General features: G+C 68.4%; 22 protein-coding genes. 11 read left to right on the forward strand and 11 right to left on the reverse strand.

Annotation, left to right across the window (positions count from 1 at the left end):
• Positions 1-24: 24 nt before the first annotated feature.
• The 6 genes from V5F66_RS07405 to V5F66_RS07430 form a co-directional block, all read right to left on the reverse strand.
• The gene (locus V5F66_RS07405; RefSeq protein WP_394093759.1) at positions 25-192 is read right to left on the reverse strand and encodes a hypothetical protein; all 168 of its coding nucleotides are present in this window, start codon (positions 190-192) and stop codon (positions 25-27) included.
• 100 nt (positions 193-292) lie between these two features.
• Complete coding sequence (locus V5F66_RS07410) at positions 293-1,447, reverse strand: acyl-CoA dehydrogenase family protein (protein WP_394093569.1); 1,155 nt, start codon at positions 1,445-1,447, stop codon at positions 293-295.
• A 10-nt stretch (positions 1,448-1,457) separates the two neighbouring features.
• Positions 1,458-2,654 (reverse strand): acyl-CoA dehydrogenase family protein, encoded by a 1,197-nt coding sequence (locus V5F66_RS07415; RefSeq protein WP_394051769.1) that lies wholly within the window; start codon positions 2,652-2,654, stop codon positions 1,458-1,460.
• 3 nt (positions 2,655-2,657) lie between these two features.
• Positions 2,658-3,845 carry an acetyl-CoA C-acyltransferase gene (locus tag V5F66_RS07420; RefSeq protein WP_394051767.1) on the reverse strand — a complete coding sequence of 396 codons (1,188 nt, stop codon included), beginning with the start codon at positions 3,843-3,845 and terminating at the stop codon, positions 2,658-2,660.
• Between the two features lie 21 nt (positions 3,846-3,866).
• Complete coding sequence (locus V5F66_RS07425) at positions 3,867-5,576, reverse strand: AMP-binding protein (RefSeq protein WP_394051765.1); 1,710 nt, start codon at positions 5,574-5,576, stop codon at positions 3,867-3,869.
• Entirely contained in the window at positions 5,576-7,660 is a 2,085-nt protein-coding gene (locus V5F66_RS07430; protein WP_394051763.1) for a 3-hydroxyacyl-CoA dehydrogenase NAD-binding domain-containing protein, read from the reverse strand. Before V5F66_RS07430 ends, V5F66_RS07425 begins: the two co-directional genes overlap by 1 nt.
• A gap of 457 nt (positions 7,661-8,117) precedes the next feature.
• Between V5F66_RS07430 and V5F66_RS07435 the strand changes: the two genes are divergently transcribed.
• From V5F66_RS07435 to V5F66_RS07475, 9 genes are all read left to right on the forward strand, one after another.
• The gene (locus tag V5F66_RS07435) at positions 8,118-9,296 is read left to right on the forward strand and encodes an ABC transporter substrate-binding protein (RefSeq protein ID WP_394051761.1); all 1,179 of its coding nucleotides are present in this window, start codon (positions 8,118-8,120) and stop codon (positions 9,294-9,296) included.
• 98 nt (positions 9,297-9,394) lie between these two features.
• Positions 9,395-10,267: a branched-chain amino acid ABC transporter permease gene (locus V5F66_RS07440; protein WP_237355876.1), complete on the forward strand. Its 873-nt coding sequence runs from the start codon at positions 9,395-9,397 to the stop codon at positions 10,265-10,267.
• Between the two features lie 11 nt (positions 10,268-10,278).
• On the forward strand, positions 10,279-11,310 hold the full coding sequence (locus V5F66_RS07445; protein ID WP_394051759.1) for a branched-chain amino acid ABC transporter permease: 1,032 nt from the start codon (positions 10,279-10,281) through the stop codon (positions 11,308-11,310).
• Positions 11,303-12,013 (forward strand): ABC transporter ATP-binding protein, encoded by a 711-nt coding sequence (locus V5F66_RS07450; protein ID WP_394051757.1) that lies wholly within the window; start codon positions 11,303-11,305, stop codon positions 12,011-12,013. Before V5F66_RS07445 ends, V5F66_RS07450 begins: the two co-directional genes overlap by 8 nt.
• A complete protein-coding gene (locus V5F66_RS07455; RefSeq protein ID WP_394051755.1) occupies positions 12,006-12,728 on the forward strand; it encodes an ABC transporter ATP-binding protein in 723 nt (240 codons plus the stop codon). The genes V5F66_RS07450 and V5F66_RS07455 overlap by 8 nt, the downstream gene beginning before the upstream one ends.
• The gene (locus V5F66_RS07460; RefSeq protein WP_394093570.1) at positions 12,725-13,714 is read left to right on the forward strand and encodes an NAD(P)H-dependent flavin oxidoreductase; all 990 of its coding nucleotides are present in this window, start codon (positions 12,725-12,727) and stop codon (positions 13,712-13,714) included. Before V5F66_RS07455 ends, V5F66_RS07460 begins: the two co-directional genes overlap by 4 nt.
• 62 nt (positions 13,715-13,776) lie before the next feature.
• Positions 13,777-14,523, forward strand: a complete 747-nt coding sequence (locus V5F66_RS07465) for an enoyl-CoA hydratase-related protein (RefSeq protein ID WP_394051751.1) — start codon at positions 13,777-13,779, stop codon at positions 14,521-14,523.
• 90 nt (positions 14,524-14,613) lie between these two features.
• A complete protein-coding gene (locus V5F66_RS07470; protein ID WP_394051749.1) occupies positions 14,614-15,417 on the forward strand; it encodes an IclR family transcriptional regulator in 804 nt (267 codons plus the stop codon).
• 26 nt (positions 15,418-15,443) lie between these two features.
• Positions 15,444-16,601: a CaiB/BaiF CoA transferase family protein gene (locus V5F66_RS07475; RefSeq protein ID WP_394051747.1), complete on the forward strand. Its 1,158-nt coding sequence runs from the start codon at positions 15,444-15,446 to the stop codon at positions 16,599-16,601.
• Positions 16,602-17,538: 937 nt separating this feature from the next.
• On the opposite strand, the gene V5F66_RS07480 is transcribed toward V5F66_RS07475, so the two are convergent.
• From V5F66_RS07480 to V5F66_RS07495, 4 genes are all read right to left on the reverse strand, one after another.
• Positions 17,539-18,594: an Lnb N-terminal periplasmic domain-containing protein gene (locus V5F66_RS07480; RefSeq protein WP_394093571.1), complete on the reverse strand. Its 1,056-nt coding sequence runs from the start codon at positions 18,592-18,594 to the stop codon at positions 17,539-17,541.
• A 179-nt stretch (positions 18,595-18,773) separates the two neighbouring features.
• The gene (locus V5F66_RS07485; protein WP_041575627.1) at positions 18,774-18,980 is read right to left on the reverse strand and encodes a hypothetical protein; all 207 of its coding nucleotides are present in this window, start codon (positions 18,978-18,980) and stop codon (positions 18,774-18,776) included.
• A 148-nt stretch (positions 18,981-19,128) separates the two neighbouring features.
• Positions 19,129-19,269: a hypothetical protein gene (locus V5F66_RS07490; RefSeq protein WP_394093572.1), complete on the reverse strand. Its 141-nt coding sequence runs from the start codon at positions 19,267-19,269 to the stop codon at positions 19,129-19,131.
• Positions 19,270-19,458: 189 nt separating this feature from the next.
• Positions 19,459-20,178 carry a nitroreductase gene (locus V5F66_RS07495; RefSeq protein WP_394093573.1) on the reverse strand — a complete coding sequence of 240 codons (720 nt, stop codon included), beginning with the start codon at positions 20,176-20,178 and terminating at the stop codon, positions 19,459-19,461.
• Positions 20,179-20,402: 224 nt separating this feature from the next.
• On the opposite strand from V5F66_RS07495, the gene V5F66_RS07500 reads away from it, so the two are divergent.
• Positions 20,403-20,600, forward strand: a complete 198-nt coding sequence (locus V5F66_RS07500; RefSeq protein WP_394093574.1) for a hypothetical protein — start codon at positions 20,403-20,405, stop codon at positions 20,598-20,600.
• A 6-nt stretch (positions 20,601-20,606) separates the two neighbouring features.
• Here V5F66_RS07500 and V5F66_RS07505 read toward each other — a convergent pair whose 3' ends face one another.
• On the reverse strand, positions 20,607-20,891 hold the full coding sequence (locus tag V5F66_RS07505) for a hypothetical protein (protein ID WP_041575631.1): 285 nt from the start codon (positions 20,889-20,891) through the stop codon (positions 20,607-20,609).
• A gap of 137 nt (positions 20,892-21,028) precedes the next feature.
• Between V5F66_RS07505 and V5F66_RS07510 the strand changes: the two genes are divergently transcribed.
• A complete protein-coding gene (locus tag V5F66_RS07510; RefSeq protein WP_149575005.1) occupies positions 21,029-21,355 on the forward strand; it encodes a hypothetical protein in 327 nt (108 codons plus the stop codon).
• The last annotated feature ends 18 nt before the right edge of the window (positions 21,356-21,373 follow it).

Below are 21,373 nucleotides of genomic sequence, written 5' to 3' on the forward strand. Positions count from 1 at the left end.
TATGAGCCAAGAGGGGGGTCAAAATTACACGCCGATCCCCCTTACAACGGGGGCAATCTTCCATGCCGAAACACAGCCGATGGGATCGACGACTGCGCCGCAAAGGATGTGGGCGCCGACTTCCGAGCCCTTCTCCACCACCACGTCATAATCCATGCCCTCGCGCTCAGGCAGTCCGGCCTCCGTACTCATATCAATTTCCCAGAGTGATCATCGAACGCCCCACTGACTTTGTTCCCGTGGACCGCGTGGGCGCCTAAACCCGCCGCGCTCTTACACCCAAGGAGAAGCTTCAACCTATCCCGACGAGGCCGCCGGCGAGGGTCACCCGCCGCTGGTGATAGGCGGTGTCGCCGAACATCAGCTCGATTATGGCGAGGCGGCGGAAGTGATGCGCGCCGATATATTCCATGGTCATGCCGATGCCGCCGTGCAACTGCACCGCCGTCTGGCCCACGAAGCGGGCGGCGCGGTTGATCTGCACCTTCGCGGCGGAGAGGGCGACGGCGCGCTCGGCCGCGTCCTCCGCCTCCACCATCATGGCGGCATAGAGCACCATGGAGCGAGCCTGCTCCAGCGCGACGAACATGTCCACCGCCTGGTGCTGCAGCGCCTGGAACGAGCCGATGGCGACGCCGAACTGCTTGCGCGTCTTCAGATACTCCACGGTGAGCTCGTGCAGCGCCTCCATCAGGCCCACCGCCTCGGCGCACAGGGCGGCGATGGCGCCCTCCACCACCCGCTCGACGATGGCGAGCCCCTCGCCGACGGGACCCAGCACTGCATCGGTGGGGACGAACACGTCGGAGAGGATCACGTCCGCCGCGCGCCCGCCGTCCTGGGTGGGATAGGCGATGAGGCTGACGCCCGCCGCATCCACTGGCACCAGGAACAGGGTGATGCCGGCCGCGTCGCGCCGGTCGCCGGCGGTGCGGGCGCTGACCACGAGGGTCGCGGCGGCATCGGCGTTCAGCACCACGCTCTTGCGGCCATCAAGGCGGAAGCCGCCCTCCACGGCGCGGGCGGTGGTGGCGACATCGTTGAGGTCATAGCGCGCTTGCGCCTCGGAATGGGCGAAGGCGAGGCCGGCGGTGCCGTCCATCAGGCCGGGCAGCAGCGCGGCGCGCTGGGCCGGGCTGCCGGCGAGGCGAAGGGTGCCGCCGCCGAGGATGACGCTGGCGAGATAGGGCTCGGGCGCGAGCGCGCGGCCGAGCGCCTCCATCACCACCAGCGTTTCCACCGGACCGCCGCCGAAGCCGCCGTCCTCTTCCGCGAACGGCAGGCCGAGGAGGCCCAGCTCCGCCAGCTCCGCCCACCGCGTCTTCGGAAAGCCGAGGGGCTCGGCGCGGGCGGCGGCCAATTCCTCGATGCCGGGATAGGTGTCGGCCGCCCAGCGCTGGACGGTATCCTTGAGGAGCGATTGCTCGTCGGTCAGGTCGAAATCCATGGAGCCCTCCTCACAGGCCGAGGATCGCCTTGGCGATCACATTGTGCTGGATCTCGTTGGATCCGCCGTAGATGGACACCTTGCGGTGGTTGAAATAGACCGGCGCAGCCGCGTCGGCCCAGGCGAACAGGGCTTCGGCATCATTGTTGCCGGCGCCGTCGCGCAGGGCGGGCAGGGCCTGCGGGCCGGCCAGCTCCAGCAAGAGCTCGGTGGTGGCCTGCTGCAGCTCGGAGCCCTTGATCTTCAGGATGGAGGAAGCGGGATCGGGCTTGGTGGGATCGCGCGTCGCCTGCGCCGCCACCACGCGCATCTGGGTGATCTCCAGCGCCTTCAGCTCGATCTCCACGCTCGCGAGGCGGTAGCGGAAATTGAGGTCGTCCCACATGGTGCCGGCGCCGGCCGGGGTGGTGCGGGCGAGGCGCTTGATGCGGGCGATGCGCTCCTTGGACATGCCGATGCGGGCGATGCCGGTGCGCTCGTTGGCGAGCAGGAACTTGGCATAGTCCCAGCCCTTGTTCTCCTCGCCCACGAGGTTCTCCACCGGTACCTTCACTGCGTCGAGGAACACCTCGTTCACCTCGTGCCGGCCGTCGATGGTGATGATAGGCCGCACGGTGACGCCTGGGCTCTTCATGTCGATGAGGATGAAGGAGATGCCGGCCTGCTTCTTGGCCGCGGGGTCGGTGCGGACGAGGCAGAACATCCAGTCGGCATACTGGCCGAGCGTGGTCCAGGTCTTCTGCCCGTCGACGATGTAATGGTCGCCGTCCTTGACCGCGCGGGTCTTCAGCGAGGCGAGATCGGAGCCGGCGCCGGGCTCGGAGAAGCCCTGGCACCACCAGTCCTCCAGGCTCTTGATGCGCGGCAGGAAGCGGCGCTTCTGCTCCTCGCTGCCGAAGGTGGCGATCACCGGGCCCACCATGAAGCAGTTGAACTGCAGCGGAAGCGGCACCGCCGCCTGCATCAGCTCTTCCATGAAGATGTAGCGCTGAACCGCGCTCCACGGCTGGCCGCCATGCTCCGCCGGCCAGTGGGGCACGGCCCAGCCCTTGTCGTTCAGGAGGCGCTGGGAGGTCACGTAGTCCTCGCGCGCCAGCTTGCGGCCCTCGGACACCTTGGTGCGGATCTCGGCCGGGATGGCGGTGCGGAAGAAGCTGCGGACCTCCTCGCGGAAGGCCATTTCTTCGGGGGTGAAGCGCAGGTCCATGGATCAGGCCTCCGGATTGATTTCGATGAGGCCCGCGGCACCCATGCCGCCGGCGATGCACATGGTGACGACCGCATAGCGCACGCCGCGCCGGCGCCCTTCGAGCACCGCGTGGCCCACGAGGCGCGCCCCGCTCATGCCGAACGGATGGCCCACCGAGATGGCGCCGCCGTTGACGTTGCAGATCTCGGGGTCGATGCCGAGCGTGTCGCGGCAGTAGACGGACTGGGAGGCGAACGCCTCGTTCAGCTCCCACAGGCCGATGTCGGACACCTTGAGGCCGTTGCGCTCCAGGAGGCGCGGCACAGCGAAGACTGGGCCGATGCCCATCTCGTCCGGCTCGCAGCCGGCGGTGGCATAGCCGCGGAAGATGCCGAGCACATCGGCCCCCCGCCGCGCCGCCTCGGTGGACGACATGAGCACGGTGGCGGAGGCGCCGTCCGAGAGCTGCGAGGCGTTGCCGGCGGTGACGAACTGGTCGTCGCCGCGTACCGGCTTCAGCTTGGCGAGGCCCTCCAGCGTGGTGTCGGCGCGGTTGCCCTCGTCGCGGGAAAGGGTGACGCTCTCGTGCCGGGTCTCGCCGGTCTCCTTGTCCGTCACCGCCTTCTCGGCGGTGATGGGCACGATCTCGGTGTCGAACAGGCCGGCTTGCTGGGCGCGGGCGGTGCGCTGCTGGCTTTCGAGCGAGAAGGCGTCCTGCGCCTCCCGGGTGACGCCGTAGCGCCGGGCGACGTTGTCCCCGGTCTCGATCATGGTGACGTAGATGTCCGGCCTGTGCGCCATCAGCCAGTCGTTGCGGAACAGCTCGCGGTTCACCGGCTGCACCAGCGAGATGGATTCCACCCCGCCGGCCACCGCAACCGGCACGCCGTCGAACGCGATGCGCCGCGCCGCATGGGCCACCGCCTCCAGCCCCGAGGCGCAGAAGCGGCTGACGGTGACGCCGGTCGCGGTCACCGGAATGCCGGCCACCAGCGCGCCGTGGCGGGCGACGTTGCCGCCCGTGGCGCCTTCCGGATAGCCGCAGCCCATCACCACCTCCTCCACCTCGGCGGGGTCCACCTTGCCGCGGGCGAGGGCGTGGCGGATCGCGTGGGCGGCCATGTCGGCGCCCTTGGTGATATTGAGCGCGCCGCGCTGCGCCTTGCCGATGGGCGTGCGCGCGGTGGAGACGATGACGGCATCGACCATGGGTCTTCCTCGTTCCGATCTTCAGTGTGTTTCAGGGGCTTCGCCAGCGGCAGCGGCGACTTCCGCCATCAGCACCTTGGGCAGCAGCTTGCCGACCGGGCTGCGCGGCAGCTCATCGCGGAATTCCAGCGCGCGGGGCATCTCGTGGCGGCCGAGGCGGTCGGCGAGGAAGTCGGTGAGCGCATCGAGGGTGAAGGGCTCGGCCACGGCCTTCAGCTTCACGTAGGCCTTGGCGGACTGGCCGCGATAGGCATCGGGTACGCCGATGACGATCACTTCCTCCACCGCCGGATGCTCGTAGATGGCGCTCTCCACCGTCGCCGGGTAGACGTTGAAGCCCGACGAGATGATCATGTTCTTGCGGCGGTCAACGATCTCGAACAGCCCGCTCTCGTCCATGCGGCCCATGTCGCCGGTGAGGAACCAGCCGTCGTGGAAGGCGGCGGCGGTGCCGGCCTCGTCGCCCAGATAGCCCTTGAACACGTTGGGGCCGCGGATGGCGATCTCGCCCACCTCGCCGGGGGGCAGCGCCGTGCCGGGCGCGTCCATGGCGACGATCCGCAGGGCAAGGCCCGGCAGCGGAATGCCGATGAGGCCGAGCCGGCGCGGCACCTGGAACGGCACGCGCGAGCCGGCGGGGCCGGTTTCGGTCATGCCCCAGCCGTTGTTGAGCTGGGTGCCGATGATGGCCTCGATGCGCGCCTGCACCTCGAACGGCAGCGGCGCGCCGCCGGAGACGCAGGACTTCAGCGGGGAGAAGTCCACCGCCTCCACCCCCGGCCGGTTGAGCAGCGCCACCCACATGGTGGGCACGCCGGAGAACTGGCTGGCCTTCAGCTCGGTCACGTCGCAGATCAGCCGTTCCACGTCGAAGCGCTGGCGCAGCAGGATCTCGTTGCCGTCGCGCACATGGCGCAGCAGCACGGTGGTGAGCGCATAGATGTGGAACAGCGGCAGCACCGCCACCACCTTCTCGGTGCCGGCCACCAGCGGGCGGCCGCCGTCGCGCCACAGGCGATACATGCTCACCGCCGAGGTGAGGTTGCCGTGGCTGAGCATGGCGGCCTTGGGCAGGCCGGTGGTGCCGCCGGTGAACTGCAGCACGGCGATATCGTCCACCGACGGCATCGGCGCGTGGAGCGGGGCATCGCTGAACAGCGCGGCGAGGGAGCGCACACCGGGTCGCGCGGGCAGGGGGAGGGGCTCGGTTTCACCGGCGCCCCACATGGCGTCGTCGCCCACCAGCACCTCGTCCACGACGCCGGTGTCCAGCATCTCCAGCGCGCCCGGCAAGAAGCCGGGCAGGTTGGTCGTGATGATGCGGCTTGCGCCGGTGGCCTTCAGCTTGTGGATGATCTCGCGGCGGGCATCGAGCGCGCTGATGTGCACCACCCGCGCCCCGAGCCGCGTCAGCGCGAAGAAGGCGATGGGGTGCCAGGGCGTGTTGGGCAGCAGCAAGGCGATATTGTCGCCGCGCCGCACCCCGTCCTGCGCCAGCCCGCTGGCGAGGCGCTCCACATCGCGCCGGAGCGTGTCATAGCTGATCTTGGCATCGCGGAAATCGAACGCCGGCCGCTCGCCGCCTGCCGCGACACCAGCGGCGAGCAGATCCGGAAGGGTGGTGATCTCCAGCGGCGCGGACCAGTCGCACACGTTCGGAAAATGCGCCTGCCAGGGCGGCACTTCGCCACCCAGCACGGGAGACGGCGCAGGGGAGTGGCCTTGCACCATCACGCCGCCTCCGCTGCCGCGAACGTGCCGGACCCGGCTGCGAGGCGCTTCATCAGCGCCGCCGGATTCAGGCTGTCGTCACCGGTCTCGGCGGCCATCTCCTCGAGGCCGGCCACGATGCGGGCAAGGCCCACGCCCTCGGCCCAGTGCATGGGGCCGCCGGTGAAGGACGGCCAGTTGTAGCCGTTGAGCCAGATGATATCGATGTCGCCGGAGCGGGCGGCGATGCCCTCCTCCAGGATCTTCGCGCCCTCGTTCACCATCGGGTAGAACAGGCGCGCCTGGATCTCCTCGGTGGTGAAGCTGCGGCGGGCGATGCCGTGCTCGGCGGAGAGCGCGGCAATCAGCGCCTCGGTCTGCGGATCGCGCGCGCCCGCGCGGGCGCCCTCGGGATAGAGATAGAAGCCGCGCCCGGTCTTCTGGCCGAACCGGCCCTGCTCGGCCAGCGCGTCCGCCACCGGGGCCTTCACCGCCTTGTCGCCGGCCGCCTTGCGGGCGCGCCAGCCGATGTCGATGCCGGCGAGATCCGCCATGGCGAACGGACCCATGCGGAAGCCGAAATCGGTCAGAGCCGCATCCACCTCGTGGGGCAGGGCGCCGGCGAGGAGCAGGCGCTCGGCCGCCTCGGTGCGGCGGGCCAGAATGCGGTTGCCGACGAAGCCGTAGCACACGCCCACCACCACCGGCAGTTTGCCGAGCTTGCTGCCGAGATCGAGGCCGGTCACCAGCACGTCGGGCGCCGTCTTTTCCCCGCGCACCACCTCGAGCAGGCGCATCACGTTGGCGGGGCTGAAGAAATGCAGGCCCACCACATCCTGCGGCCGGCCGGTGGTAGCGGCGATGGCGTCCACGTCGAGGTAGGAGGTGTTGGTGGCGAGGATGGTGCCGGGCTTCGTCACCCGATCGAGCGTGCGGAAGATCTCGGCCTTCACGCCCATGTCCTCGAACGCGGCTTCCACGACGATGTCGGCATCGGCCGCCGCCTCGAGGCCCACCTTGGGAGTGATGAGAGCCATGCGCGCATCCATCGCCTCCTGCGAGAGCGAGCCGCGCTTCACCGAGGTGGCGTAATTGGCGCGGATGCGCTCCATGCCCACGTCGAGCGCCTCGGCCTTCACCTCGGTGAGGGTGACGGGGATGCCGGCCTGCGCGAAGCACATGGCGATGCCGCCACCCATTGTGCCGGCGCCGATGACCGCCGCAGCGCCGATCGGCCGGGCCTTCACCTCCTTGCCGATACCGGGGATGCGCGTGGCCTCCCGCTCGGCGAAGAAGACGTGGCGTAGGGCCTTGGAGCTCGGGTCGGCCACCAGCGCTTTGAAATGCGCCCGCTCGGCGGCGAGGGCCTCGGCGAACGTGCGCTCGAAGACGCCACGCACCGCATCGATCAGCGCCGGCACGTTGGGGATGCGGGCGGAGCGCTTCTGCGCCTCGGCTGCTGCGGCCTCGAATGCGGCGCGGTCCTCGGTGGTCAGCTTGTCGGCCTGCTCCCGTGCCCGGGGCCATGTGCCCGCTGCCGCGAGAGCGAGCGCGCGATCGGCGGCGGCGGCCACGAGGTCACCGTCTGCGATGGCATCGGCAAGGCCGAGGCTGAGCGCCTTCTGCGTCGTCACGGGATCGCCCGAAACCATCATGGCGAAGGCCGGCGCGGCGCCGATGAGGCGCGGCAGCCGCTGGGTTCCGCCGGCGCCGGGAATGATGCCGAGCTTGATCTCGGGCAGGCCGAGCCACGCGCCGGGCGCCACCACCCGCGCATGGCAGGCGAGGGCGAGCTCCAGCCCGCCGCCGAGCGCCATGCCGTTCACGGCGGCGACCACCGGCTTGGGGCTGTCCTCGATAGCGGCCAGTACCTCGGGCAGGGCGGGGGGGGCGGGCGGCTTGCCGAACTCGGAGATATCGGCCCCGGCCACGAACATCTTGCCTGCGGCGGTGAGCACGATGGCCTTCACGGCGGGATCTGCCACGGTCGCGGCGACGCCCTCGGCGATGGCTCTCCGAACGGCGGCACCGAGCGCGTTGACGGGCGGATTGTCGATGGCGAGGACGGCGACGCCGTTCGAGACCTCGGTGCGGACCGGAGCCATGTTGTCTCCCTTGCGTTCTGCAATGCAGAATTAACGCCTGCAATTCGAGGAAGACGTGCCTTGCTCATCGTGGATTGTCAAGCGAATGTGCTTTGCGGCGAACGGTATTTTGGTAAGGTGATATGGCAAAATGTTCCATTATGCAGAATAGGCGACTGCATAATTGACATGCGGCCGCTGGGCATGGCATTCATTCCCGAGCCCCGGGCGCTGGTCGCGTGACGGGGTCAGAACGCGGAGAAGCCGCGCGGAAGGGGAGGTCTTTGCCGTCCGGGCTCGGCCCGGCTGCGGGAGGCGCCACATGTCTCGCGCAGGCCGTTCCCGCCAGATCACCGCAGCGGCGGTCGCGTGACGGCCGGCCCCGGCCGGTCCGCAAGCCGGCACGCCTGCGCCCGACCGGATGGCCGCGCCGATGGGATCGGCCGCCCGGCGTAAGAAACGCTCAGGGAGGACATACATGGTCGGCAGGACAATCGTGTCGGTGGCGCTGGCGTTCGGCCTCGCCATGGCAGGCGCCGCCGCCGGGGCACAGGACGCGCCGAAGACCTTCACCATCGGCGCGCATATGCCGCTCACCGGCTCGCTCGCCCGCTCCGGCCAGGCCTTCACCGAAGGCATGCAGGTGGCGGTGAAAATGTGCAACGCCGCCTCACCGAAGTTCCAGGTGAAGGTGGATCTCATCGACGACGAGAGCACCCCAGCCAAGGCGGTCTCTGCGGTGGAGAAGCTCGCCTCCGACGGCGCTGTGGCAATCATCGGCGGCTACGGCTCGAACATCATCGGCCCGGCGTCCGATGCCTCCGACAAGCTCGGCAAGGTGTACATCACCGCCGGCGCGGTCTCCGACGAGCTGACCAAGCGCGGGCTAAAGACCTTCTTCCGCATCAACAACAATGCCGGCTACCAGCGCGGCATCGCCACCCTCATCGGCGACCTGAAGCCGGCGAAGGTGTCCATCATCGCCTCCACCAAGGAAGCGCCCGCGCTGCTCGCCGAGGGGCTGGAGAAGGACCTCGCCGCCAAGGGCATCGCGGTGACGGTGCACAAGTTCGATCCGGCGATCACGGATTTCAAGCCGATCATCAACAAGATCAAGTTGCAGGACAAGCCGGACATCATCATGATGTCGGCCTACGAGAACGACTATGTGGGCATCATCCGCGCCGCCAAGGTGCTGAAGCCCAACGTGAAGCTGATCGTCGGCACCTGGTCCCTCGCCACTCCGAAGATGTACACCGAGTTCCCCGACCTGATGAACAACGTGGTCGGCACCTCCTTCCTGCCGTTCCCGGTGGAAGTGAAGGACGAGGAGGGGCGTAAGTTCTCCGAGATTTACAAGCAGTCGTACAATAAAGAGATCGAGTATCTCTCCACCCTGAGCTTCGTGGAGACCATGGCGCTGTGCGAGGCCATCGTCCGCTCGGCCGAGGCGGGGACGCTTGAGAAGGGCGGGCTCGCCGCCGAGATGCGCAAGACCGACCGCAACAGCCTGCTCGGCCGCATCCAGTTCGACGAGACCGGCGACAACCCCAACTTCGCGCTCTCCATGGGCCAGCACCGCGACGGCAAGATCGTGCTGGTGTCGCCGAAGTCGGCCGCCACCGGCGAGATCGCCTATCCCGCCCTGCCGTGGTGAGGCGGGGCTGATGCGAGCGGCCCGAGGGCGCACTCGTGCCTGCGGGCCGCATCCTTCCGGTTCCCTGAACCCGACCGCCTTGCCCCATCCGAGGTGACATGACCGAACTCATCCTGCAGGCGCTGTTCTCCGGCGTGCTCATCGGCAGCGTTTATGCGCTGGTGGCCCTCGGCCTCGCCCTCGCTTTCGGCGCCATGCGCATCATCAACCTCGCCCATGGCGAGCTGGTGCTGCTCGCCGCCTACATGGCCTATCTGGTGGAATCGCGGACGGGGCTCGATCCCTATTTCGCCATCCCGCTCGCGCTGGTGGTGGTGGCGGCGGCGAGCTTCGTGCTGTTCCTGCTGGTGGACCGCATCAAGGACCACCGCGAGTTGAACTCGCTCATCCTCACCTTCGCCATCGGCATCATCCTCACCAACGCCATCCTGCTGGTGTTCGCCAGCGACGTGCGCACCACCGCGTCGCCCTTCCTGCAGGATGCGGTGTCGCTGGGCGACCTGTTCGCCATGCGCAGCGAGATCATCGCCTTCGTGCTCTCGCTGGTGCTGATGGGCGCGCTGTGGTGGTGGCTGAAGTCCAGCTGGTACGGCCGCGCGGTGCGCGCCGTCTCCTCCAATCGCGGCGCGGCCAAGCTCATGGGCATCAACCCCACCCGCATCGAGACGGTGTCGTTCCTGGTGGCTGGGGCGCTCGCTTCGTTCGCCGGCGTGGCGCTCTACACCATGAGCGTGGTGCAGCCGGCAACCGGGCATGCGCTGACAGTGAAGGCCTTCATAATCACCGTGCTGGCGGGCGTCGGCTCCATTCCGGGCGTGTTCCTGGGCGCGGTGCTGCTCGGCGTCACCGAGGCGCTGACCGTGACGCTCGCCTCGTCCGCCCTGCAGGAGCTCGCCGGCATGGTGCTGTTCCTGCTCGTCCTGTTCCTGATGCCGAACGGCCTGTTCGGCGCGCGCGCCCGTCGCGGCTGAAAGGCGAAGCCATGCCGGTCACTTCCAACGCAGCCGCGCAGGCGGCGCCCGCAGCCGTATCGCAGCGGGGTCGCGGCGCGCTCATCGGCGCGGGCGTCCTCGCGCTGGCGCTGCTGCCGCTGGTGGCGGGCGCCAGCCCCTACATGCTGGGCCTGCTGATTTCGGCGCTGATCCTCTCCGGCCTTGCCCTGTCGTGGGCGCTGCTGGGCAATCTCGGCGGCATGGTGTCGTTCGGCCACGCCGCCTTCTTCGGGGTGGGCGCCTATGGCTCGGCGCTGCTGGCGGGAAAGCTCGGCATGCCGGTGCTCCTCGCCATCCCGCTGGGCGGCCTCATCGCCACGGTGTTCTCGCTGGCCATGCTGCCGGCGCTGCGGCTCTCCGGGCCGTACTTCGCCCTCGCCATCCTCGCCTACGCACAGATCTTCCGTATCCTCGCCACCGAGCTCGACTGGCTCACCGGCGGCGCGGCGGGCCTGCAGCGTTATCCGGGCCTGCCCACCGTGCTCGGCTTCAATCTCGCGGACCGGGCGGGCAGCTATGTGCTGGTGCTCGCCTGCGTGGTGGTGTTCGCGCTGGTCTACATGGCGCTCCGGCGCAGCCATGTGGGCACCGCTTTGCGCGCCATCGCCGACAGCGAGGACGCCACCCGCGTGGTGGGCGTCAACGCCACCGTGCTGAAGACCTGGATGCTGCTGCTCTCCGCCTTCATCGCCGGGGTGTTCGGCGCGCTCAACGCCCACATCATCGGCTTCCTGGAGCCGGATTACGCCTTCTCGGGCATCTGGAGCGTCATGCCCATCATCGCCGCGGTGTTCGGCGGCTACCGCAGCGTGCTGGGGCCCATCTTCGGCGCGGTGGTGATCTATCTGTTCGACCAGGTGATCGCGAAAAGCCTGATCCCGGTGGGCCACCAGATCCTGCTCGGCATCGTGCTCGCCATCATGGTGCTGCTGGCGCCCAACGGGCTGTCCGGCCTCGTCGCCCGCTTCCTGCCGCGCCTCGCCGGCCGCAGCCTCTCGAACGCGGAGAAGGGCCATGCTTGAGCTCGACGCCGTTACCGTCCGCTTCGGCGGCCTCACCGCATTGTCCGGCATCTCGTTCCGGATCGCGCAGGGCGAGATCCTCGGCCTCGTGGGACCGAACGGGGCGGGCAAGACAACCCTGTTCAACTCTATCTCCGGCCTCGTGAAGGCGCGCGGGCGCATCAGCTTCAACGGGCGGGAAGTCACAGGCCTGCCGCTGCACAAAAGGGCGCGGGCGGGCATCGGACGCACCTTCCAGATCCCCCAGCCCATGCACCATCTCACCGTGCGGGAGAATTTGGCGGTGGCGCAGGTGTTCGGCGCCGGGCGGTACGACGAGAAGCGGATCGACGAGATCCTCTCGGTGATGGAGCTGTCCCACAAGGCCGATGCCGACGCCGCCACAGCCCTGGCGCTGCAGGAGCTGAAGCGGCTGGAGATCGCCAAGGCGCTCGCCACCGAGCCGAAGCTGCTGCTGCTGGACGAGGTGCTGGCCGGCCTAGAGAGCAACGCGAAGCGCTCCTTCATGCTGAAGCTGAAGGAGCTGCACGCGCTGTTCGGCCTCACCGTCGTCATCGTCGAGCACGACATCGAGACCATCTCGGGCCTGTGCACGCGGGCGGTGGTGCTCAACTTCGGCCAGCTCCTCGCCGACGGAACGCCGGCCGAAGTGTTCAGCAATCCGGCCGTGGTGGAGAGCTACACGGGGAACGCCCATGCTTGAGACGCGCAACCTTTCCTCCGGCTACGGCGCCATCACTGTGCTGTGGGACGTGAACCTCACGTTCCGCGCCGGCGCGCTCACCGCCATCGTGGGCCCCAACGGCGCCGGCAAGACCACGCTGCTGCGCACCCTCACCGGGCTTCTGCCCTACAGCGGCGAGATCCTGATGGATGGCGCGCCGTTGAAGGGGAAGACCTGGGACCTCGCCGCTCAGGGGCTGGTGATGGTGCCGGAAGGGCGCCTCGTGTTCCGCGACATGTCGGTGGAGGAGAACCTCTGCCTCGGCGCCTATCCCGAGCGCTGCCGGGGCGATCTTTCCGCCAACCTGGAGCGCATGTACGCCTTCTTCCCGCGTCTGAAGGAGCGCCGGCACCAGCTCGCCGGCTCGCTCTCCGGCGGCGAGGCGCAGATGGTCGCCATGGGCCGGGGGTTGATGGCGCAGCCCCGCATCCTGCTCATCGACGAGCCGTCGCTGGGCCTCGCCCCGGTGATCGTCAACGAGGTGTTCGACATCATCCGCCGGCTGAAGGGCGAGGGCACCACCATCGTCCTCATCGAGCAGAACACCCGCATCGCCCTCTCGGTGGCGGACGACGTGTACCTCATGCGCTCGGGCAAGGTGATCCTGTCCGAGAAAGCGCAGGGCCTCGATCTCGACCACCTGCATGATCTCTATTTCGCCCGCGAGGGCGCGAAGGAAGGAGCCGGACGATGACCGCGCCGTCAGACCGTCTTCCGGCCGCCTTCCGCGGCACGCTCGCGCTGCCGGTGATCGCTTCGCCCATGTTCATCCTGTCGGGGCCGGAGCTGGTCATCGCCGAATGCCTCGCCGGCGTGGTGGGCGCCTTCCCGGCGCTGAACGCCCGCGCGCCGGACACGCTCGACGGCTGGCTCACCCGCATCAAGGCGGAGCTCGCCGCGGCGCGCGCCGCCGATCCCTCGCGGCGCATCGCCCCGTTCGCGGTGAACCAGATCGTCCACGCCTCCAATGACCGGTTGGAGCGCGACATGGAAACCTGCGTCGCCCATGAGGTGCCGCTCATCATCACCTCCCTGCGCGCGCCGGGCGAGGTGGTGCGGCAGGCCCACTCGTATGGCGGCGTCGTCTTCCATGACGTCACCACCGTGCGCCATGCGGAGAAGGCGCTGGAGGCCGGTGTGGACGGCCTCATCCTGGTGTGTGCGGGGGCCGGCGGCCATGCCGGCACGCTGAGCCCGTTCGCGCTGCTGGGCGAGGTGCGCCGCTTCTACGACGGGCCTGTTGCCCTCGCCGGCGCCATCACCACCGGCGAGGCGATCCTCGCCGCGCAGGCCATGGGCGCGGACTTCGCCTATATGGGCACGCGCTTCATCGCCACCGCGGAATCCCGCGCCGGGCCGCCCTACAAGGAGATGATCGCCGACGCCTCGGCCGCCGATATCCTCTATTCGCCCTTCTTCACCGGCGTGCCCGGCAATTATCTCAAGCCGTCCGTCGTCGCCTCGGGCCTCGACCCGGACAACCTGCCCCACGCCGACAAAGCCACCATGAGTTTCAGCTCCGGCAAGGTGAAGGCGTGGCGCGACGTGTGGGGCGCGGGGCAGGGCGTGGGCACCATCGCGGACGCGCCGCCGGTGGCCGAGGTGGTTGCCCGCCTCGCCAGCGAATATGCCGATGCGCGCGCCCGCCTCGCCGCGACCGCATCCAGCTTCGCCGCCTGAACGTCGCCGCCGCACCGGCTCCCGATCGCGGGGGAGCGCCAGAGGGATCAGGAGCCGCCGCCATGACGCAGAGCCTCATCGTCACCGATCCGCACCCCTGCGTGCGCCTTCTCACCATGTCCCGGCCCGAGCGCCGCAACGCGCTGGATCGCGCCACCTACACCGCGCTGGGCGATGCCTTCGCCGCCGCCGGAGAGGATGAGGCGGTGCGGGTGGTAGTGCTGACCGGGGTCGGCAACTGCTTCACTGCCGGCAACGACCTCGCCGATTTCCAGGACACCTCCAATGCGGGGGAGCCGAGCGCCGGCCTCACCTTCCTGAATGCCCTCACCGCCTTTCCAAAGCCGGCGGTGGCGGCGGTCGAGGGGTTCGCGGTGGGCATCGGCACCACCATGCTGCTGCATTTCGATCTCGCCTATGCCGGATCGGGCGCGCGCTTCCGCCTGCCGTTCGCGAATCTGGGCCTGTGCCCGGAGGGGGCATCGAGCTACCTGCTGCCGCGCATTGCCGGCCTCAAGCGCGCGAGCGAGCTGCTGCTGCTCGGCGAGGCGTTCGGCGCCGAGGTGGCGGCGGAGGCCGGCATCGTCAATGCCGTGACCAAGGCGGGCGGGGCGCTTGCCCTCGCGCTTGAGAAGGCGCAGGCGCTGGCGGCGCTGCCGCCGCGCTCGCTCGCCACGACCAAGCGCCTCCTGCGCACGGCCACCGCCGGCCCGGTGGCGCAGGCGCTGGCGACCGAGGCCGAGCACTTCCACGCGCTGCGTCTGGAGCCGGCAGCGCAGGCTGCATTCGCCGCCTTCTTCAGGAAATAGAGACGGCGATGCGTCCGGCCGCGAATCCCCGATAATGGCGCGGTTCGGGGCTTTGGCCGCAGCGCCCCGGACACCATCGAGAGCACGACCATGAAACACACCGATCCCGATCTCGAGACCGAAGGCGACGGCAAGGACGACCGCCACTTCGTGACCGCACTCGCGCGCGGGCTCGAAGTGCTGGCCTGCTTCAAGCGCGGTGAGACCTTCCTCGCCAACCACGAGATCACCGAGCGCTGCAAGCTACCGCGCTCCACGGTCTCGCGTCTCACCCACACCCTCACTAAGCTCGGCTACCTGCATTACTCGGAAGAGATGGGCAAGTATCGCCTCGGCACGCAGCTGATGGCGCTGAGCACGGTGGCGCTGGGGGGGCTCGATGTCCGCCAGATCGCCCGGCCGGCCATGCGGGATCTCGCCAATTTCTCCAATGGAACCGTGGGCCTCGCGGTGCGCGACCGCCTCTCCATGCGCTACGTGGAATGCATGCGCGGGCCGGCGGCCATCTCGCTCAACATCGAGGTGGGCGTCCGCATGTCCATGGTGCGCTCCTCCATCGGCCGTGCCTTCATCGCCGCCCTGACGCCGCCTGAGCGCGCGCCCCTGTTCGAGGAGCTGCGCATGCTCGATCCGCTCGCCTGGCCCAAGGTGCGCGAGAATATTGAGAAGGCGATCGAGGATCACGCCACGCTCGGCTGCTGCTGCTCGTTCGGCGAGTGGCAGGAGAGCGTCAGCGCCATCGCAGTCGGCTTCCGGCCGGGGCGTGGGCTGCCGCCCATGGCCATCAATTGCGGCGCGCCCACCGTCATCACCGCCCCCCAGTTCCTGCTTGACGAGGTGCGCCCGCGCCTCGTGGAGATGGTGCGCGGGCTCGATGGCGTCATGGGGGCCTGACCGTGTGCCTGCTGGAGCTTGCGTCTATGAGTGAAACCGCTTCTGCCGTGACCGAGGATCTGCGGGAGGACGAGCTGCCGCTCGCCGGCGTGCGCGTGCTCGACCTGTCGCGCATCCTCGCCGGGCCATGGTGCGCCCAGGTGCTGGGCGATCTCGGGGCGGAGGTGGTGAAGGTGGAACACCCCGAGCGCGGTGACGACACCCGCGACTGGGGCCTGCGGACCGGGATCACCAACACCTCCTATTTCGACGCGGTGAACCGCAACAAGACGTCGGTCAGCATCGACCTCTCGACCCCGGAGGGTCTCGCCCGGGTCAAGGCCATGGCGCGCGAGAGCGACGTGCTGGTGGAGAACTTCAAGACCGGCGGGGCCGATCGCCTCGGCCTCGGCTACGAGGCGCTGCGCGCGGAGAACACCGGCCTCATTTACTGCTCCATCACCGGCTACGGCTCCGGCGGGCCGGAGGCGACGCGCCCGGGATACGACCTGCTGGTGCAGGGCGAGGCGGGGCTGATGGCCCTGAACGGGGAGGCCGGCCAGCCGCCGCTCAAGTTCGGGGTGGCCGCCGTGGACCTGTTCACCGGCCAGTATGCGGCGCAGGCGGTGCTCGCCGCGCTCTACCAGCGCACCCGCACCGGCAGGGGCCGGCGGGTGGAGCTGGCGCTGTTCGACTGTGGTCTCGCCATCACCTCCTATTACGGGCTCGAGGCGCTGGTGCAGGGCAAGGACCCGCCGCGCTACGGCAATGCCCATCCCTCCATCGTGCCTTACGGCGTGTTCGAGGCGGGAGACGGGCCGCTCGTCATCACCGTGGGCAACAATGCCCAGTTCCGGCGCTTCTGCACGGCGGTGATCGGACGGCCGGAGCTGGCGGAGGATCCGCGCTTCGCCACCAATCTCGATCGCTCGTGCAACCGGGCGGAGCTGCTGCCGCAGATCGGCGCCGAGTTGCACCGGTACAGCCGCGGGGAGCTGCTGGCGAAGCTGCGCGCCGAGGGTATTCCCGCCGGCGAGGTTCTCGGCCTTCACGAGGCTCTGACATCGGACCGGACGAGGTCCAGCGGCATGGTGGTGCACGCCGCGGCCGATAGCGCGCTGAGGTTTGTCCTGGCTCCTCCCTATCGCTTCGACGGACACCGCCTTCCGATTCGCGCGATGCCGCCGTCGCTGGGGCACGATTGAATAGAAGCGAAACGAAAGAGCTTCAATGCCACGCCACACCGCACTCGATAGTAAGCAGGCCATGAGCGTGTTGGAACCGCTGGGTGACGGAGTCTGGAGGGCGGGGTGCTTTGCCCGCGGTCCGTTCGACGGCGTTCATGGCGGCATAGTTCCAGAGCGGTCCGACGTAGCGACCACCTGCTCGAAGACCCCCCGAGAGCCTCAATAGGTTGTCGGGAAATCCTCAGGAAGATGGGATTCCCTGTTTACCGGACGTGCCCGCTCCGCCCGCTGTAAGTGAGAGTGACGTTGCCCCTGCGCAACGAACTGCTCAACGAGACGCTGTTCTCGACGCTCACCCAGGGCAGAGCGGCCTTGAGCAGGTGGAGACCCGACTACACGGATCACGCCCGCACTCCGCAATCGGCTGGCAGACCCCATCCGCCTTCGCCGCCACCTTCCGCACGCAACGGCATCTGCCGCTGCGCTAGGCCAAAAGCTCCGCGCCAGATCCCGCCGCTCACCCGGCAAACAAGGCCAAATCCACCCGCCAGAACGAAATCGACGCTGGACAAAACCTGGGGCCAACGTCACGAGCGCCACCAATTCCCGCAGAGTGCAGCGCCGGACAAAGTGGCTGATATCCGTTACGAAGCAGAAATCGCACGCGTTTTCCATGGCGCGGCTTAGGTTGGCGTCGCGGATTTGCCCAAGGAGGCGTGCCCGTTCCCTGTCCCTCTTTTACCCGCGAACCGTCTCACTCGTTCTTCCACATCCTCCGATTCAAATTTCACCCCGGCGTAGGTAGAGGGCCAGTTCGAGCCATTCGCCCAGGGGACGTGCGCGACCGCTCGCGCCGTCGGATGTTTGGATGTGGAGGGACCTTCTCCCCATTCCAGTTCATGGGGAACTGGAAAATTCCGGGGTCTGGGCTCATGCCGGCGGGGATGCCCCCGCCTCAGTTCGCGCTCGAGGGAAGCGCTGCCCTTGCCGCGCTGACCGGCAGCTTCGCGCGCAGGTAGCCGCTCCACGCCGCTTCGGTCGGAAACGCCTCCGGCGAGCGGATGCCGTCGCGCACCCCGTGGGTCCGCGCCATCTCCTCCGGGGACATGCCGTCGTCCACCAGTCCGAGTTGCTGGAACAGGCTCAGGGCGTAGCCGGGAATCCATCGGCGCATGTCGTGCCAGGGCACCTGGGCAAAGCTTTCCGGCGCGAGGTTCATGAGCGTTGTCATGCAGCTCTCGCGCAGGGTCGAGTAGAAGATCGGGCGCGCGTCCACCCGGTTGATGAAGGCGAGGATGCGCTCGAAATAGAGGCGGATCGCCGCCGCGTCCCGATGGATCGGAAAGATCTGCACCTCGTCGGGCGGCGTGCGCGCGAGGCGGCTCCAGATCAGGTCCCGCTCGCTGCCAAGTTCCGGATAGATGGGATCCCGGCGGAAGAAGCCGGCGACGGCATCGAAGCTGACGCCCTTGGCCTGCCGGGCCTCGATGGAGACCACCACGTGCCGTCCGTCGGCGAAGCCGAAGGAGAGCATGACGTGGGCGAGTGCCTTCATGTCCCCGAACGGCTGGATGATGAGGTCAGCGCCGGTGAGGGTCGACAGGTCGAAGGTGGCCGTGGTCCACCGCGGCACCGACTCCGCGCCGGGCCAGTGCAGCGCATCGCGGAAATTGCGGATGGTGACCTTGTCGCCGTCGATCGTCGCCGTGGGATTGTGCTGCTGGAGCGCGACCCAGTCCCGCTCGATCGGCTCCGTGCTGAAGAACGCGACGCCGAGCGTGGCGATGGCGACGAGCGCCAGCACCCGGCGGATGCCGCGGCCGAGGCCGGGAGCGAACCACAGGGCGATTACGGCGAGGGGGAAGGCGAAGCTCCCGACCTGCCGGACGTCAGCCGGCCAGGCGATCCAGTAATGGATGGCGAGCCCGAAATAGACACTGGCCGCGACGACCACAACGCCCGCCACCACGCCCAGGGCGCGCCGGATGGCCCGCGCAACTGCCGTCACCATCACCGAAACCCTTTCGAAGCCATCATCTCGCGCCCGCTATACACCGAACCGCGCGTCCATCCTGCCGCCATTCTGGCTCGCTGGGCTCCTCGGCTGCGAGGGAGCATCCGCTCAGCCGCACGTGAGGGCCGCTCCTGTCCCGGTCCAAGAAAAGCACGGCTCAGAGGCGCCGACGTGCATTACGGCTTCCGCGTCGCCCGAACCAGGGCGGCAATGGAGAGCAGCACGGCTGATGCGGCAATTCCGGCCGTCACGACGCCAGCTGGCGTCCAGCGGGCCGTGGCCTGGAGCGTGATGCTCTTGCCGACTTTCAGCTCCCACGCCGCCTTCATTTCCTCGGGGTGATAGGGCGTGGAAGGCTCCTGGCGGTCTGCCTCGTCTGTCATGTCCGGTCCCTCGGGCGCACGCCCGGACCATTACCATTTTGCTCGATGAAGATCACTTCGACGGTCATGAGAGCGCTGCGGACGGTCAGGCTTCAGCGGGTTCGCGGATCGAACGCGTGGCGCTGCGGGATGTCGAAGGGCGGGAATGTCAGGCATCGGGCCGTTTAAGATCCAGCGCCCGGTCGTGGCGGCGCCAGGTGAGAATGAAGGGCTTGCCGCCGAATTCCCCGCGCTCCGCCGTAAGCATGGCGGCGGGCGGCTCCTCGGCGATCAGGATGCCGTCCTTCATCAAGGCGAGGCGGTCGCAGAAGTAGGCGGCGAGGGTGAGGCGCCAACCCTTGGCTTACTCGATAGAGTACGCTGGACAGGCTTAGCGCGACGGCTGCGCCGCCGATGCCATGGCGCGCCAAGCCCCGCACCGCCGGCGGCAGGCGCGTCAGGGTTCGAATGGCAGCAGGCCGGGCCGCCGGCTCCTCGCTCAGGCGAGCGTATCGACGAAGCGCACGAAGCCCTCCAGCGACTCGCGCTCGGTTTCGAGGCGGTTCTCAGGGGCGGTGGCGTCCGCGTATCCGAGCGCCATGCCGCACACCACCATCTGTGTGTCCGGAATGGCGAGGCGCCTGGCGATGACTGCTCCGTAGGTGTTGAAGGCGGCCTGCGGACAGGTGTCGAGGCCGAAGCTGCGGGCGGCGATCATGATGTTCTGGAGGAACATGCCGTAGTCGAGCCAGGAGCCGCGCTCCAGGTCCCGATCGATGGTGAAGACGAGCCCCACCGGGGCATCGAAGAACAGGAAGTTGCGGGCGTGCTGCTGTCGCATGCGCTCGATGTCGCGCTTGGCGATGCCCAGCGTGCCGTAGAGGTCCCAGCCCACCTTGCGGCGGCGTCCAAGATAGGGCTCTCGCCATTGGCGGGGATAGTAGGCGTAGTCCTCACGGCCGGGATCCCCGGCCAGCGACAGGGCGTGAAGCTCCCGTGTGAGGGCGGCGAGGGGTTCCCCCCGCAGCACCGCCACCTGCCAGGGCTGGATGTTGGAGCCGGACGGCGCGCGGGCGCCGAGTTCCAGGATGCGGGCCAAGATTTGGTCCGGCACCGGCGTCGGCAGGAAGGCGCGCACCGAGCGGCGCGAGCGGATGGCCTCTTCAGCGGTGGGCGCGGAGGCTTCCAAAGCAGCGGGAGGGGAAAGGGGTGCGTTCATTTTCCGAATAGGTCCACGGGGGTTGCCATATGGAGAGTGGCGAGCTTGTAGCCGCGCTTGAAATCGAGGATGTGCTTTTCCATCTACGCCCACTCGCGCTTCTCGTCATGGTCCCGGATGGCCTCGGGAAGGGTGGAGCGCTTGACGCCCGGCTTCTGCGTGAGCCCCGTCTCGGGGGGCAGCAGGTCCCGGGCGCGATCCCGCCCAACAGGATCTTGTCCTCGATGGTGCGGGCCACGCGGCGGAAGGCGGGTTCCACCGGCACCGGGTCACGCCCGAGTGACATCTGGGAGCGTTCTCCCGGCCGCGCGGGCTTCCTCCAAATCGCGTGGCATCTTGCGTTGCAGCTTCCCGGTCTTGGTCGTCGCCGCCTCGTCGCCAAAGCGCTCGATGAGATGGTGATGCGAGCGATCACGCTGTGACGGGTGTCACGCCTGCGACAAGTAATCGGGAAACCTCCGCTGGAAGTCCGGGTAGTAATGCGGGATAACCCCCATATCGAACCGTCCGAGGATCTGCTCCTTCGCTTCCCGGTCCAGGAGGAAGCGGAATGCGGCCTCGATACACTTGACCGGGCTATGCGCACCCGCCGTCAACTCCTGATAGGTGGCCGGCGCCATGGTGACCACGTGGCGGGTCTCCCCCGCGTCGTCGCGCACCACCACCGCGAATTTCAGGGGATCCCCGCCGGCGCTCTGCCGCACCTCGATCATTGCCATGCCTTCCGTTGCCCCATGGGGATATTCTGCCTGCCGTGCTGCGCGTGATCACCTGCCGGGCGGGTCGCCACATGGTGGCATTGTTTTTGATTGCCGCGCCATGACGCGACAGGGACACACGGATGGGTTCCATGCAGAGCAAGCCTGACAGCGGCGATTACCTCGCCCTTTTCAGCCGGTACAAGGAAGACTTCGGGGATGTCTACATGGACCCCGAGGACGAGCGGTTCCGGCTGCTGTTCGATCAGATCTGCCGCATGCTCACCCAGCCCTCCGCGTTCAATCTCAGCTTGCCCGAGCAATTCCGCACCACCGCCTTCCGCTATCTCGAAGGCGACCCGCACACGGTCGCGCACATGACAACCGTCGAGAACCGCCACTTCATGCTGAGCGACGTGTTCGACTATATCCACCTGGTCCAGACCATGGGCGGCTCCTGGGACCAGCGCGGGCGATAGGCGCCCCATGGCTTCTGC

The sequence above is a fragment of the Xanthobacter versatilis genome, from assembly GCF_043193975.1.
Taxonomy (GTDB): domain Bacteria; phylum Pseudomonadota; class Alphaproteobacteria; order Rhizobiales; family Xanthobacteraceae; genus Xanthobacter; species Xanthobacter autotrophicus_E.

What these genes read in the sequence shown, in the direction of transcription:
- V5F66_RS07405 (WP_394093759.1), bottom strand. Translation starts at nt 192, where the DNA reads ATGAGTACGGAGGCCGGACTGCCTGAGCGCGAGGGCATGGATTATGAC.
- V5F66_RS07410 (WP_394093569.1), bottom strand. Translation starts at nt 1,447, where the DNA reads ATGGATTTCGACCTGACCGACGAGCAATCGCTCCTCAAGGATACCGTC.
- V5F66_RS07415 (WP_394051769.1), bottom strand. Translation starts at nt 2,654, where the DNA reads ATGGACCTGCGCTTCACCCCCGAAGAAATGGCCTTCCGCGAGGAGGTC.
- V5F66_RS07420 (WP_394051767.1), bottom strand. Translation starts at nt 3,845, where the DNA reads ATGGTCGATGCCGTCATCGTCTCCACCGCGCGCACGCCCATCGGCAAG.
- V5F66_RS07425 (WP_394051765.1), bottom strand. Translation starts at nt 5,576, where the DNA reads ATGGTGCAAGGCCACTCCCCTGCGCCGTCTCCCGTGCTGGGTGGCGAA.
- V5F66_RS07430 (WP_394051763.1), bottom strand. Translation starts at nt 7,660, where the DNA reads ATGGCTCCGGTCCGCACCGAGGTCTCGAACGGCGTCGCCGTCCTCGCC.
- V5F66_RS07435 (WP_394051761.1), top strand. Translation starts at nt 8,118, where the DNA reads ATGGTCGGCAGGACAATCGTGTCGGTGGCGCTGGCGTTCGGCCTCGCC.
- V5F66_RS07440 (WP_237355876.1), top strand. Translation starts at nt 9,395, where the DNA reads ATGACCGAACTCATCCTGCAGGCGCTGTTCTCCGGCGTGCTCATCGGC.
- V5F66_RS07445 (WP_394051759.1), top strand. Translation starts at nt 10,279, where the DNA reads ATGCCGGTCACTTCCAACGCAGCCGCGCAGGCGGCGCCCGCAGCCGTA.
- V5F66_RS07450 (WP_394051757.1), top strand. Translation starts at nt 11,303, where the DNA reads ATGCTTGAGCTCGACGCCGTTACCGTCCGCTTCGGCGGCCTCACCGCA.
- V5F66_RS07455 (WP_394051755.1), top strand. Translation starts at nt 12,006, where the DNA reads ATGCTTGAGACGCGCAACCTTTCCTCCGGCTACGGCGCCATCACTGTG.
- V5F66_RS07460 (WP_394093570.1), top strand. Translation starts at nt 12,725, where the DNA reads ATGACCGCGCCGTCAGACCGTCTTCCGGCCGCCTTCCGCGGCACGCTC.
- V5F66_RS07465 (WP_394051751.1), top strand. Translation starts at nt 13,777, where the DNA reads ATGACGCAGAGCCTCATCGTCACCGATCCGCACCCCTGCGTGCGCCTT.
- V5F66_RS07470 (WP_394051749.1), top strand. Translation starts at nt 14,614, where the DNA reads ATGAAACACACCGATCCCGATCTCGAGACCGAAGGCGACGGCAAGGAC.
- V5F66_RS07475 (WP_394051747.1), top strand. Translation starts at nt 15,444, where the DNA reads ATGAGTGAAACCGCTTCTGCCGTGACCGAGGATCTGCGGGAGGACGAG.
- V5F66_RS07480 (WP_394093571.1), bottom strand. Translation starts at nt 18,594, where the DNA reads ATGGTGACGGCAGTTGCGCGGGCCATCCGGCGCGCCCTGGGCGTGGTG.
- V5F66_RS07485 (WP_041575627.1), bottom strand. Translation starts at nt 18,980, where the DNA reads ATGACAGACGAGGCAGACCGCCAGGAGCCTTCCACGCCCTATCACCCC.
- V5F66_RS07490 (WP_394093572.1), bottom strand. Translation starts at nt 19,269, where the DNA reads ATGAAGGACGGCATCCTGATCGCCGAGGAGCCGCCCGCCGCCATGCTT.
- V5F66_RS07495 (WP_394093573.1), bottom strand. Translation starts at nt 20,178, where the DNA reads ATGAACGCACCCCTTTCCCCTCCCGCTGCTTTGGAAGCCTCCGCGCCC.
- V5F66_RS07500 (WP_394093574.1), top strand. Translation starts at nt 20,403, where the DNA reads ATGGTGCGGGCCACGCGGCGGAAGGCGGGTTCCACCGGCACCGGGTCA.
- V5F66_RS07505 (WP_041575631.1), bottom strand. Translation starts at nt 20,891, where the DNA reads ATGATCGAGGTGCGGCAGAGCGCCGGCGGGGATCCCCTGAAATTCGCG.
- V5F66_RS07510 (WP_149575005.1), top strand. Translation starts at nt 21,029, where the DNA reads ATGCAGAGCAAGCCTGACAGCGGCGATTACCTCGCCCTTTTCAGCCGG.